This window comes from Pseudomonas sp. GM102, from assembly GCF_000282555.1.
Taxonomy (GTDB): Bacteria; Pseudomonadota; Gammaproteobacteria; order Pseudomonadales; family Pseudomonadaceae; genus Aquipseudomonas.
Genome location: NZ_AKJB01000058.1, coordinates 39467 through 52658, shown reverse-complemented (window position 1 = coordinate 52658; position 13192 = coordinate 39467). Strand labels below are relative to the sequence as shown.

At 58.7% G+C, this 13192-nt stretch carries 10 protein-coding genes and 1 tRNA gene; 7 read left to right on the top strand and 4 right to left on the bottom strand.

Annotation, left to right across the window (positions count from 1 at the left end):
* Positions 1 to 104: 104 nt before the first annotated feature.
* Both pnp and PMI18_RS0129535 read left to right on the top strand, forming a co-directional pair.
* Positions 105 to 2210: a polyribonucleotide nucleotidyltransferase gene (pnp, locus tag PMI18_RS15550; protein ID WP_007900459.1), complete on the top strand. Its 2106-nt coding sequence runs from the start codon at positions 105 to 107 to the stop codon at positions 2208 to 2210.
* 263 nt (positions 2211 to 2473) lie between these two features.
* A tRNA-Thr gene (locus PMI18_RS0129535) sits at positions 2474 to 2549 on the top strand.
* Between the two features lie 8 nt (positions 2550 to 2557).
* Here the strand turns inward: PMI18_RS0129535 and PMI18_RS15555 are convergent.
* The gene (locus tag PMI18_RS15555; RefSeq protein ID WP_007900456.1) at positions 2558 to 3103 is read right to left on the bottom strand and encodes a hypothetical protein; all 546 of its coding nucleotides are present in this window, start codon (positions 3101 to 3103) and stop codon (positions 2558 to 2560) included.
* A gap of 303 nt (positions 3104 to 3406) precedes the next feature.
* Between PMI18_RS15555 and PMI18_RS15560 the strand changes: the two genes are divergently transcribed.
* Positions 3407 to 3712, top strand: a complete 306-nt coding sequence (locus PMI18_RS15560) for a DUF6388 family protein (protein ID WP_007900453.1) — start codon at positions 3407 to 3409, stop codon at positions 3710 to 3712.
* An 83-nt stretch (positions 3713 to 3795) separates the two neighbouring features.
* Here the strand turns inward: PMI18_RS15560 and nadC are convergent, their stop codons facing one another.
* Positions 3796 to 4644 (bottom strand): carboxylating nicotinate-nucleotide diphosphorylase, encoded by an 849-nt coding sequence (gene nadC / locus PMI18_RS15565; protein ID WP_007900451.1) that lies wholly within the window; start codon positions 4642 to 4644, stop codon positions 3796 to 3798.
* Between the two features lie 364 nt (positions 4645 to 5008).
* Between nadC and PMI18_RS15570 the strand changes: the two genes are divergently transcribed.
* The 4 genes from PMI18_RS15570 (at position 5009) to PMI18_RS15585 (ending at position 11008) form a co-directional block, all read left to right on the top strand.
* Positions 5009 to 7216, top strand: a complete 2208-nt coding sequence (locus PMI18_RS15570; protein WP_007900449.1) for a DUF1631 domain-containing protein — start codon at positions 5009 to 5011, stop codon at positions 7214 to 7216.
* A 64-nt stretch (positions 7217 to 7280) separates the two neighbouring features.
* Complete coding sequence (gene ampD, locus PMI18_RS15575) at positions 7281 to 7850, top strand: 1,6-anhydro-N-acetylmuramyl-L-alanine amidase AmpD (protein ID WP_007900441.1); 570 nt, start codon at positions 7281 to 7283, stop codon at positions 7848 to 7850.
* A 2-nt stretch (positions 7851 to 7852) separates the two neighbouring features.
* Positions 7853 to 8689 (top strand): regulatory signaling modulator protein AmpE, encoded by an 837-nt coding sequence (gene ampE / locus PMI18_RS15580; protein ID WP_007900436.1) that lies wholly within the window; start codon positions 7853 to 7855, stop codon positions 8687 to 8689.
* Positions 8690 to 8977: 288 nt separating this feature from the next.
* Positions 8978 to 11008, top strand: coding sequence for a methyl-accepting chemotaxis protein (locus PMI18_RS15585; protein WP_007900433.1), 2031 nt, complete (start codon positions 8978 to 8980; stop codon positions 11006 to 11008).
* 184 nt (positions 11009 to 11192) lie between these two features.
* On the opposite strand, the gene PMI18_RS15590 is transcribed toward PMI18_RS15585, so the two are convergent.
* On the bottom strand, positions 11193 to 11969 hold the full coding sequence (locus PMI18_RS15590; protein WP_007900425.1) for a TatD family hydrolase: 777 nt from the start codon (positions 11967 to 11969) through the stop codon (positions 11193 to 11195).
* Positions 11970 to 11972: 3 nt separating this feature from the next.
* Positions 11973 to 12968, bottom strand: coding sequence for a catabolite repressor/activator (gene cra, locus PMI18_RS15595; RefSeq protein ID WP_007900424.1), 996 nt, complete (start codon positions 12966 to 12968; stop codon positions 11973 to 11975).
* Positions 12969 to 13192 lie beyond the last annotated feature (224 nt).

Below are 13192 nucleotides of genomic sequence, written 5' to 3'. Positions count from 1 at the left end.
ATAGTCGTTTTACCCTGGACAGGCGTTGGGCCGATTCCCGACATTGCCCAAGAATTTCGCAAGAAGACAAGTTCCCCAAGAGCCACAAAAGAAGGTAGGACACCGTGAACCCGGTAATCAAAAAATTCCAGTTCGGTCAGTCGACCGTTACCCTCGAGACTGGCCGTATCGCCCGTCAGGCCTCCGGCGCAGTATTGGTCACCGTTGACGACGACGTCAGCGTATTGGTGACCGTTGTCGGTGCCAAACAAGCCGATCCAGGCAAGGGCTTCTTCCCTCTGTCCGTTCACTACCAGGAAAAGACTTACGCTGCCGGTAAGATCCCTGGCGGTTTCTTCAAGCGTGAAGGCCGTCCTTCCGAGAAAGAAACCCTGACTTCCCGACTGATCGACCGTCCGATCCGTCCGCTGTTCCCGGAAGGCTTCATGAACGAAGTGCAGGTTGTCTGCACCGTCGTTTCCACCAGCAAAAAGACCGATCCGGACATCGCTGCGATGATCGGTACCTCGGCGGCCCTGGCCATCTCCGGCATTCCTTTCGATGGCCCGATCGGCGCTGCCCGCGTTGCGTTCCATGAAAGCACCGGTTACCTGCTGAACCCTACTTACGAACAGCTGAAAGCTTCGAGCCTGGACATGGTCGTTGCCGGTACTTCGGAAGCCGTGTTGATGGTTGAATCGGAAGCTAAAGAGCTGACCGAAGACCAGATGCTGGGCGCTGTACTGTTTGCGCACGACGAGTTCCAGGTGGTGATCAACGCCGTCAAGGAACTCGCCGCTGAAGCTGCCAAGCCAACCTGGACCTGGGCTCCTCAGCCAGAAGCCACCGCACTGCTGGGCGCTATCCGTGCCGAGTTCGGCGAAGCGATCTCCCAGGCTTACACCATCACCGTCAAAGCCGACCGTTATGCACGTCTGGGCGAACTGAAAGACCAGGTGGTTGCCAAGCTGTCCGGCGAAGAAGGCCAACCGACTTCCGCTGAAGTCAAAGCGGCTTTCGGTGAAATCGAATACCGCACCGTTCGCGAAAACATCGTTAACGGCAAGCCACGTATCGACGGTCGCGACACCAAGACCGTACGTCCGCTGAACATCGAAGTCGGCGTTCTGCCGAAGACCCACGGTTCGGCACTGTTCACCCGTGGCGAAACCCAGGCCCTGGTAGTCGCGACTCTGGGTACTGCCCGTGACGCACAGCTGCTGGACACCCTGGAAGGCGAGAAAAAAGACCCGTTCATGCTGCACTACAACTTCCCTCCGTTCTCGGTAGGTGAGTGTGGTCGCATGGGTGGCGCTGGTCGTCGCGAAATCGGTCACGGCCGTCTGGCCCGTCGTTCGGTTCAGGCGATGCTGCCTGCTGCCGACGTGTTCCCGTACACCATTCGTGTGGTGTCGGAAATCACCGAGTCCAACGGTTCGAGCTCCATGGCTTCGGTCTGCGGCGCTTCCCTGGCTCTGATGGATGCCGGCGTTCCGATGAAGGCGCCGGTTGCCGGTATCGCCATGGGTCTGGTTAAAGAAGGCGAGAAATTCGCCGTCCTGACCGACATCCTGGGCGACGAAGATCACCTCGGCGACATGGACTTCAAAGTAGCGGGTACCGCCAAAGGTGTTACCGCGCTGCAGATGGACATCAAGATCAAGGGCATCACCGAAGAAATCATGGAAATCGCTCTGGGCCAAGCCCTGGAAGCGCGCCTGAATATCCTCGGTCAGATGAACCAGATCATTGGCCAGTCGCGTACCGAGCTGTCGGAAAACGCTCCGACCATGATCGCGATGAAAATCGACACCGACAAAATCCGTGATGTCATCGGTAAAGGCGGCGCGACCATTCGTGCGATCTGTGAAGAAACCAAGGCTTCGATCGACATCGAAGACGACGGTTCGATCAAGATCTTCGGCGAAACCAAGGAAGCTGCAGAAGCTGCGCGTCAACGCGTTCTGGGCATCACCGCTGAAGCCGAGATCGGCAAGATCTACGTCGGTAAGGTTGAGCGCATCGTCGACTTCGGCGCATTCGTCAACATCCTGCCGGGCAAGGACGGTCTGGTTCACATCTCGATGCTGAGCGATGCTCGCGTTGAGAAAGTGACCGACATCCTGAAAGAAGGCCAGGAAGTGGAAGTACTGGTACTGGACGTGGACAACCGCGGCCGTATCAAGCTGTCCATCAAAGACGTAGCAGCAGCCAAGGCTTCGGGCGTTTAATCACTCCCACGCCTGACCGCTTCAACGCTGTAAAAAATGCCCCGCCGTGAAAACGGCGGGGCATTTTTTTGTGTGCAGGAAAGTATCTGAGTATGAACTTACTGTGGCGAGGGAGCTTGCTCCCGCTGGGTTGCGAAGCGACCCTGATGCATTACGCCAGGCCACTGCGTGTACCGGTTTACGGCTGCTGCGCAGCCGAGCGGGAGCAAGCTCCCTCGCCACAAGTTGCCGGACCCCGAAGCCAGTGCTAGGTTTAGCCCACAGCCCGTGTAGCTCAGCCGGTAGAGCAGCGCACTCGTAACGCGAAGGTCGCAGGTTCGATTCCTGTCTCGGGCACCACCTCTCGCTTATTTCACCTTTCTGCTCAGATCCTCAACGGTGCGTTTGAGCTGATCCATGGCGCGATCCTGATCGCTGATCTCCCGTTTGAGACTGGAGATTTCGCTGTTGTTCGAGCTTGAGCTGGAGCCGCTGTTGCGCTTTAGTTCTTCCACTTGCTTGCCAAGGTTGTTCAGATCGCGCTCCTGCTCATTGACCGTGCGCTTGAGATCGTCAATCTCCTTGCTGCTGGAGTTTGAGCTGGAACCGCTGTTGCGTTTGAGTTCTTCGATCTGACGGGTTTGCTCGCTGATGGTGCGCTTCTGGCTTTCCAGTTCGGTGGCATTGGCCTTCACCGTTTTTTGCAGGCTTTCCAGATCATCGATGCTGATGCTGGTTCTGACGAGCGTGTCCTTGCCGAATGAATTGTGGAGGGCGCAGATTTTGTCGGAGTACAACGCAGGGTCAGAGGTGACTTCGACAGCCGCTTGAGCAGTGCCGACCAATGTCAGGCTGCCGAGCAGCAGGGTAGCGGTCGCAAGCTGGGCAGACAAAAGCTTCGAAAAACTGCGCATCACTGGGGTTCCTTGTGAAGTACCGATATGGCACATCGCTATGACTTGGGATTTCGACTTATGTTCCCAAGGCCTCTCGCACCTTATGCACGTGGCTTTTTGTGGAATAGATGTAAAGACCCGTGTAAATCATCGACAAAACGTCCTATATTCGTTGTCTGCATGAGCATCGCCCAGCAGTTTTCAGATGATCCCGAATGGTTCTGAAGGCCAGACAAACCGGGCTTCAAACGGTTTTTCTGCGTCAGAGAGATCCTTGATGATCCAGATCCATCTTCCATTCCCCAGATCAGCGAGAACGCCATGACCGTTAAAGAATTGACCCAAGAAGCCAGAAACGAAGAAGCACTTAAAAAGTACCTGCTTGAGTCGCCTCAGTTGGCCGAAGAGATCAAGGACTTGCCAGCCGACGATCAGAAAGACCAGATCCAGTGGGCATTCGAGGATGAGGCTGAATCCCAAGGCTTGCAGCCGTGGGAGCTGACGCTCAAGTACACCTCAACCCCAGAAGAGTTCGAGGCTGCGCGCCTGGCCCTGCACAAGGAGGCGGCCGAGGTATTGGGCGTCGAGTGGGAAGAGTACTGCGAGATGAATAATCTAGTCGTTTGACAGCGACAAGCTTCAGGCTTCAAGCCGCAAGCTACAGGCAAAGTGAAACCGCTTGTAGCTTGTAGCTTGTAGCTTACAGCTCCTCAGAGACTGAGGCGCATCGACAGGTCTACAGCCTTCACATCCTTGGTCATCGCACCAATCGAAATATAATCTACCCCGGTTTCGGCGATTGGCAGCAACGTGCTTTCGTTGATACCACCGCTAGCCTCCAGTTTTGCCTTGCCGGCGTTCAGTCGTACGGCTTCGCGCATGTCATCCAGGCTCAGTTCATCGAGCATGATGATGTCGGCACCGGACGCCAGGGCTTCTTTCAGCTCCTCCAGACTCTCCACTTCAATTTCCACCGGTTTGCCCGGGGCGATCTTGTGCGCGGCTGCGATAGCCTCAGGAATGCCACCACAGGCTGCGATATGGTTTTCCTTGATCAGGAAGGCGTCATACAGGCCGATGCGATGATTGTGGCAACCGCCGCAGGTCACGGCGTATTTCTGGGCCAGGCGCAGCCCCGGCAGGGTTTTGCGGGTGTCGAGCAACTTCACCTGGGTCTCGGCGACGAAATCGGCCAGGTACCGCGCGCGAGTGGCCACGCCGGACAGCAATTGCAGGAAATTAAGAGCACTGCGTTCACCCGTCAGCAGCGAGCGCGCCGGGCCTTCGAGATGGAACAACACCTGATTGGGTTTCACCCGTTCGCCGTCGGCTACCTGCCAGTGCACTGCAACCCGCGGATCCAGCTGCCGAAACACAGCATCGACCCAAGCCGTGCCGCTGATGACGGCGGCGTCACGAGTGATGATGGTGGCTTTGGCCAGGCGTTCGGCCGGGATCAGTTGCGCGGTGATGTCGCCGCTGCCGATGTCCTCGAGCAACGCACGGCGCACATTGGCTTCGATTTCGGCGGTCAAATCGGCGAGACGTAGATTCGGCATAACGGGCTCCACAAACAAAGTGGCCCGATTATAGGGCCATGCTGCGAGGCAACCCAAGGTATCAACGCCCATTCCATCGTTCGCCAGCCTGCATTTGGTCGATTCGTCCGAGCAATCGGTGTTAAGCAAGGGGCTCTCATAAACGTCTATTTCTTGGGGAAGGTCAGAGTCTGCTGGCACAAGGAGAGTCTTTTGCAGATAATTCGCCTTTCATTTGACGTCATAGCTTTGACGTAACTTTGGATTCCTTATTATTGAATGACAACGGGTGATGACTGCCCCCGTTGAGCGTCGGCTGTATGGCCTGCGTACTCGATCTTTTTTACCGAACCGAACCGAAGAATCACCGTTTCAGGAGGCTTGGATGCACAACGACGGGAATGTAGTGCCTTTGCACAAGGCCGCTACCGACCAGGCGACTCACTCGCCGCTCGCCCGCCTGCCCGTGATTCTGCTTCAGGTTCGCGACAAGGCCGCTCAACAGCTCAAGCAAGGTTTGCAGGAGCTGTTCGATAACGCCGACGATACCCTGTTCGAAATGGCCGACCGGGCCCGAAACAATGTCGAGCAAAACATCTTCTTCGAGGCCATGCGCGATTTGCGCCTCAAGCGCAAAAGCATCGAACGTGGATTTCTCGAGCAATTCTTCGAGGCCTTCGTCAGCCTCGCGCAGTACGACATTTCTCAAGCTGCCTTGCCCCAGGCATTGGTTTTCGATGCCTCGGCGTCGATGCCCAATGACGACATGGAGCGCAACGTGGCGGTGGAGGCCATGGTCGGCAAAGTGCTGAACCGCGACGGTTTCGCCCTCGACCAGCTCACCGCCCGACTCAGCACACTGCTGAGCAAGACGCTGGTCGAACAGCACAACCCCCTGGGGCCGACGCTGCTCTGCGAGTATTTCTTGCAGGCCGGGCGCAACCTGGGGATGGAGATCAAGGTCAAGCTGATCATCCTCAAGCTGTTCGAACGCTATGTGCTCAGCAATGCTGATCAGCTCTACGCCGAAGCCAATCAACTGCTGATCGCCACCGGTGTGCTGCCGGACCTCAAGCCCGCCCCGGCGCGGCGTGCCACCGATCGGGCGGCGGCGAGCGTTCGTGCTGACCCCGCCGAAACAGGCATGCGCACTGGTAATACGCAGATTGACGATGGCGTGCAGGAAGTCTTCGCCGCATTGCAGGAGTTGCTGTTCCATGTGCGTGGCAGCGTTGCGCCGACCCTGGAAGTCAGTGCCCAGACCCAGCCCATTTCAACCCGCGACCTGCTGCGTCTGCTCTCGCACTTGCAGCAATACGTGCCGGCGCTGGCGGCTCAGGATGACTTCGATCTGCGTAACCAGCTCGAACAACTGCTGACCCGCGTCAGCGTCAAAAGCGGCAAGTCGCGCGTGGTGGGGGTGGCCGACGAAGACGTGATCAACCTGATCGCCATGCTCTTCGAATGCATCCTCGATGACCGTAACCTGCCGGACTCCCTCAAGGCGCTGATCGGCCGCTTGCAGATTCCGATGCTCAAGGTCGCGGTGCTCGACAAGAGCTTTTTCAGCCGCAGCAGCCATCCTGCTCGGCGCTTGCTCAACGAAATTGCCACTGCGGCCATGGGTTGGGGCGAGTGCGATGACCATGCGCGCGACAGCCTGTACCTGCGCATCGAGCAAGTGGTGCAGCGCTTGTTGAACGACTTTGTCGATGACCCGGCGATCTTTTCCGAATTGCTGGCGGATTTTCTCGCCTTCACCAGTGATGAGCGCCGTCGCAGCGAATTACTCGAGCAGCGCACCCGTGACGCCGAAGAAGGCCGTGCCAGGACCGATCTGGCGCGTCAGCGCGTCGAGCAGGCGCTGAACCAGGCGTTGGTGGGCAAGGTGCTGCCGCACAGTGTGGTGACGTTTGTCCAGGAGGCCTGGAGCAAAGTGTTGTTGCTGACCTGCCTCAAGCACGGTGATCAGTCCGCCGAATGGCATGCCGATGTGCAGACCATGGCGCAATTGATCTGGAGCGTGCAGCGCCATGACGAAGCGGACGCGAGCCTGCGCTTGTTGGCGCTGGTGCCGGGGTTGCTCAAGTCGTTGCGCGATGGGTTGAACAGCTCGGCATTCGACCCGTTCGCCACCAGTGAGTTTTTCAGTGAGCTGGAAGCCTTGCACGTTCAGCTGTTCGAACGCCCGAGCCAGAAAAACACGGGTGTTGACGCACTGATGATGGTCCAAGTGCAGCAGCAAATCGTGCTTCGCACCGCTGACGAAGGCCCGGTCGAAACGGCATCGATGCGTTTGCCGGAGGACGATGTTGCTCTGCTTCAGGTCGATCAGCTGCACCTAGGCTGCTGGGTCGAGTTTCAGGAAGACGAGGAAAACACCTTGCGCTGCAAGCTGGCGGCGATCATTGAAGCCACCGACAAATACATCTTCGTCAACCGTACCGGGATGAAAGTGCTGGAGCACAGCCGTACCGGCCTGGCCCTGGAGTTCCGGCGTGGCGCGGTGCGAACGCTGGACGATACCTTGCTGTTCGACCGGGCACTGGAGTCGGTGCTGGGTAACCTGCGGCGTCTCAATCACGGCAAGTGATCGCGCGCCGAGGGTCTATCGCGGCATACTGGGCACCAACACAGTCGTCGTTGAAGGAGCCTGTATGCAGTTGGACCCCGCGAGCGGTTGGTGTCAGGGCGTGCGCATATGCCCCTCGCCCAACTTCAATGCGCGCCCCGAGGGCGAAATTTCCCTGCTGGTGATCCACAACATCAGTCTGCCGCCAGCGCAGTTTCTGACCGGCAAGGTGCAGGAATTTTTCCAGAATCGTCTGGATGTCACGGAACATCCCTACTTTGCAGGAATCGCCGACCTGCGGGTGTCTGCGCACTTTCTGATTGAACGTGACGGCACCGTCACTCAGTTTGTCTCTTGTCTTGAGCGCGCCTGGCACGCTGGCGTCTCGTGTTTCGAAGGGCGGGAAACCTGTAATGATTTTTCCGTGGGCATCGAGCTCGAAGGCACGGATGATCTGCCGTTCACCGACGCCCAATATCAAGCGTTGGCGGCCCTGACGCGACAGCTGCAAAGCGCCTTCACGGGTATCACCGCACAACGCATCTGCGGGCATAGCGACATCGCACCCGGGCGCAAGACTGATCCGGGACCGGCGTTTGACTGGGCACGCTATCGCGCGTCTCTGGCAAAAGCTGCTCAGGAAAAAAAGGAGTAACAATGAGTTTTCTGGTGCTGCTGTTGGCGGTGTGGATCGAGAAGTTCTCGGCTCTGCGCCATCAGGTTCAACGTGATGGCGGTTGGGTGCGCGAGCTGAACAAGCTTGAAGCCAACCCACGCATGACAAACCGTCCGTGGCTGATACTGGTGGTGCTGGTGTTGTTGCCGGTGGCGCTGCTGGGTTTGCTGTTGGTGGTGCTGGAGCCGGTAGCCTACGGTTTGCTGGCGTTACCGGTGCACTTGCTGGTGGTGATTTACAGTCTGGGCCGAGGTGATCTGCTGGCCGGCCTCGGGCCGTTTCGCGATGCCTGGCGCCGGGAAGACCTGCAAGCCGCCGCTCATGTGGCCAAACGCGACCTGAATATTTGTGCCGACAGCGGCGAGCAACTGCTGGAGCGAGTTGAAGGGCATCTGCTGTGGCAGGCCTATCAGAGCTTTTTCGCGGTGATTTTCTGGTACTTCCTGCTGGGCCCGGTTGCCGCGTTGAGCTATCGATTGCTGGCGCTGGCCGAGGAGCACGGGCAGAACCCGGCCGTGGTCGAGCGAGCGGCACAGCTGCGTCATGCGTTCGATTGGGTACCGGTGCGACTGTTAGCGGCGAGTTTTGCGCTGGTCGGCAACTTTGTCGCGGTCGGCCGGGTAATGTTGAACGAGCTGCTGAACTGGAACATCAGCGCAGCTCAACTGATCGAGAAGGTCGGGTTGGTGGCCGGTGAAATTCCGGCGCCGGTGGTCGGGCCGGACGGCATCAACAGTCTCGACCGGATCTGGGAACTGTTGCTGCGCGCGGCAGTGCTTTGGTATGCCGGCTTTGCGTTGTGGACTGTTTTGTCCTAAGCCACAACACATGTGGCGAGGGGGCTTGCCCCCGTTGGGTCGCGAAGCGGCCCCCAGCGTCCGTTCAGACAGATCGAGTTATCCGGATTTACGACTGCTTCGCAGCCGAACGGGGGCAAGCCCCCTCGCCACAGGGGGCTCATCCGCTCCAACAACGGTACCCCGCCGTTAACCTTAAGTTACAAAACCCTCCGCCGATTTAGGCTATACAGAGATAGCGCCAATAGTGGCTATCTGCTGCCTCTGCTCGCCTGCCATAAAAATAAGAAATCAAAGGGAGACTTCACAGTGAAGAGCTTGCTCTATCCCGCCGTCGCGCTGATGAACCGCCTGAGTTTCGGCATGAAGTTCAGCCTGATCAGCGTGCTATTCCTCGTGCCGATGCTGGTGACCAACTTCTATCTGGTGCGCGATTCCTATCGCGAATTCCAGGGCACCCAAGTCGAGCTGCAGAGCCTCGACCTGCTGGGCAGCGGCCTGAGCCTGCGCCGGGATCTGGAAACCCTGAACAACCTGGTGCAGATCAACGTCACCCTTGGCCAGTCCGGCAAGGCCGGTCATGTCGAGTCGAACATCAGCGCCCTGGAGCAAAGCGTTCTGACCCGTTTGCAAGGGTTGGCGGCGATGACCACTGAACCGGAACAAATCACCTTCTTCGATGGCAAGCGCGATGAAATGATCGCCGCGTTCAAGGCCCAGCAAACGGAAACCTCTCTGCAAAGCAAAAGTGCGCTAATCGGCAAGTTGCTCGGCAACGCGCAGATTTTCAGCCAGATCATTGCCAGCCAGGCTGGACTGAGCCGCGACAGCCAGAGCGACATGCGTCAGCTGAGCGAGCTCATTACCAGCGTCACGCCAGCCGTCACCCAGACGCTTGGCGAAGGCCGGGCGATGGGCTCTTACTCGTTGGGACAGGGCTTTCTCAATTCGTCGTCGAGCACCCGGTTCGATGAGTTGCTGGCGCAGATCGAAAAGCTTCAAGCCGAATACGGTCTGAAATTGCAGGATGCTCTGGGCTCCAGTAAAGCAGCGCACGAAACCCTGGCCGCTCAGGCTGAAAGCAGCAAGGCCTCTCTGAAAAAGGCCAGTGAACTGTTCGAAGAACAGGTGGTGATGGCTGACACCCTCGATGCACCGTGGCAGGCTTTTTACGATCAGGTCACGGGCCTGATCGACCAGACTTACCAACTCAATGAAGCCACCCTGAAGTTTCTCGGTACCCAGTTGCAGCAGCGGCTGGAGCAGCATCGCACCCATATGATCTTGCAGGCGGTGGCATTGGCGGTGGTGTTTGTATTGATTTTTTACCTCTATGGCGGTTTCTACGCTTCGACCCGCACCACCCTCAAGCGGCTTGGCGCAGTGATGGATAAGGTGGCGGCCGGCGACATGACCGTGACCTTCAGCGCCAACAGCCGCGATGAACTGGGCGAGTTGGGTGAGGTATTCACCGGCACCGTGAAGAAAATCCATGACCTGATCGAGCGGGTGGGCCAAACCGTCAGTGAGGTCGAGCGCCAGGCCGGTCAGGTCGAGAACGTATCCGCCCAAAGCAATCAGGCGGTAGCGGGGCAGCGTACGCAGATCGAGCAGGTCGCCACAGCGATGAACCAGATGTCAGCCACGTCTCTGGAGGTGGCGCGCAGTGCCGCGGCTGCCGTCAGCAGCGCCCACAGTGTCAACGACGAGACCATCAGCGGTCGCGGTCTGGTGGAGTCCCAGCAGGGCAGCATTGCTGCACTGGCCAGTGAGATCGATCAGTCGGTGCAGGTGATCAATCAACTGGCCAGCGACAGCCAATCCATCAGTCGTGTGCTGGAAGTGATCAAAAGCATTGCCGAGCAGACCAATCTGCTGGCGCTCAATGCGGCCATCGAAGCCGCGCGCGCAGGCGAGCAGGGCCGTGGTTTTGCGGTGGTGGCGGACGAGGTCCGGACCCTGGCCAAGCGCACCCAGCAATCGACCGAAGAAATCGAGCAGATGATTGCCAAGCTGCACAGCGGTGTCGGGGCGGCGGTCAAGGCGATGGGCACCAGCCATCAAATGGCCAACGGCACGGTCGGGCAGTCGGAAAAGGTCCAGCAGGCGCTGGAAAACATCCTCGGCGCCGTCGGCATGATCGTCGACCAGAACCAGCAGATTGCCGCCGCGGTTGAGCAGCAGACCGCTGTGGCTCATGACATCGACCAGAACATCGTCGAGATCAACCGCGCCGGCGAGCGCACCGCTGACGGCGCGCACCAGACCGAAAATGCCAGCCGAGCGTTGTCGGCGCAGGTGGTGGAGCTCAAGCAATTGATCAGCGCGTTTCGGGTTTAAAAATCACCTCGGAACCAATGTGGAGAGCTTTTGTGGCGAGGGGGCTTGCCCCCGTTGGGTCGCGAAGCGGCCCCCGGCGCCCATCCAGACAGACCAAGTTGTCCGGATTTACGACTGCTTCGCAGCCGAACGGGGGCAAGCCCCCTCGCCACAAAAACCCACAGGTAGTGCGTGAATCAACGGACTACCAGTTGAACAGCTCACACGCATTAACCGTGCTGGCGGCGGCCAGTTGTTCGGGGCTGACTGCCATGATGGCGGCCAGTGCCGCGCAGATCGCTGGCAAATGAGCCGGGCTATTACGTTGACCGGGAAACATGGCGGGGGCCATGTCCGGTGAGTCGGTTTCCAGTACCACCGATTCAAGAGGTAAACCGGCGAGCACGCGGTGCATGCGCAGGGCCTGCGGCCAGGTTGCGGCGCCGCCGAGGCCGAGTTTGAAACCCAGCTTGATGTATTCGCGAGCCTCTTCCTGGCTACCGGCGAAGGCGTGAATGATTCCCGCGCGCTTCAAGCGAAATCGTTTGAGCGTGGCAATCACCGCCGCATGGCTGCGTCGCACGTGAATCAGTGCCGGCAGATTGAAGTCCGCCGCTAGCTGCAGTTGAGCGCCGAACAGCGCTTGCTGGCGTTCACGATCCAGGGTTTCGATGAAATAATCCAGACCGATCTCACCCACCGCGCATAGCTGTCGATGGCCCGCCAGACGCGTCAGCCAATCACCGAGTTCGGTCAGATCCTCAGGGCGATGGTCATCCAGATACACCGGGTGCAAACCGAACGCCGCATACAGATCGGGATCGCTTTGCACCAGGTCCCAGACCCGCTGCCAATTGGCCTGATAAACCCCCAGCACCACCATCCGCCGCACGCCGAGGGCGCGGCTCTCAGCCAGCAGCGCCTGACGATCCACGTCGAAATCCGGGAAATCCAGATGAGTGTGGGTGTCGATCAGTTCCACGGCTCAGTCCTGATGAATACGCTGCTTGAAGGTCCGCGCGATGGCCTGCACGCCGGGTTGGTAATCGGCCTGTTCAATGGCCGCCAGCGCCAGTTGCAGCGCCTTGTCGGCGATCAGCTGGTGCTGCTGGGACATGGCGTTGACCGGCAGCGGCAGGAAGTCCAGCAACTGCGTATCACCGAAGGTGCCCAGGCGTAGCGGGCGGGTTTTCAGCGGGAAGTCATGCAAGGCATCGAACACGCCCTGAAGCAGCACGTAGGAGGTGGTTACCAACGCATCCGGCAAATGACCCAGGCGTTGAAGCAATTCTTCCATCAATTGTTTGCCGCATTCACGGCTGAACGACTCGCCGTGCTCGATCAACGCCTCGCCTTTGAAGCCGTTCAGCGCTTCCTTGAAACCCGCCGCCCGTTCCTGGCTGATACTCAATTCGGGACGGGCACCGATCAAGGCGATCTGCTTGGGCAACGGGTCCAGCAGGCTGCGGGTAAGCTGCAGACTGGCTTCGCGGTCGTCACTGATCACCGAGCAAAAGTGCTCAGGCTCCATCACCCGGTCGATGGCGATGATCGGAATGCCTTTGGCTTGTAACTGGCGATAACTGTCGTCACCAGCCGGCAGGCAACTGGCGACGATCAGCGCATCGCAGCGGCGGGCGCGGAACAGTTGCAGCAATTGCCGTTCGCTGTCTGGCGCATCGTCGGAGCTGGCGATCAGCAGCTGATAGCCGCGAGCCCGGGCGCCTTGTTCCAGCAGTTTGGCGATTCGCGCGTAACTGGGGTTTTCCAGGTCCGGCAGAATGAACCCCAAGGTGCGGGTGTGCCGACTGCGCAGTCCGGCGGCCTGAGGGTTGGGTGTGAAGCCATGTTGTTCGACAACTGCTCGCACGCGCTCGACGGTGGCGCTGCTGATACGTTGCTGTTCGGCCTTGCCGTTGATGACATAACTGGCGGTGGTCACGGAGACGCCGGCCAACTGTGCAATATCACTGAGTTTCAACCCGGTATTTCCTTGTTTATTCGAGCGTGCCCGGCATTTTCGCCAATCCTACCCGATTCGGCAGGCGATCATTGTGGCAGCACATCCGACAATTGGACTTCAAGGATGAGACATTATCGAGTAACGTGCCTAACATTCTAGATTAAACGTTTCAGCAGGCGTATTTTCTACGTTCCAGGTCGCTTTGGTCGGTTCTGCCGTGAAACCGCCAAAACTGCCCCTGA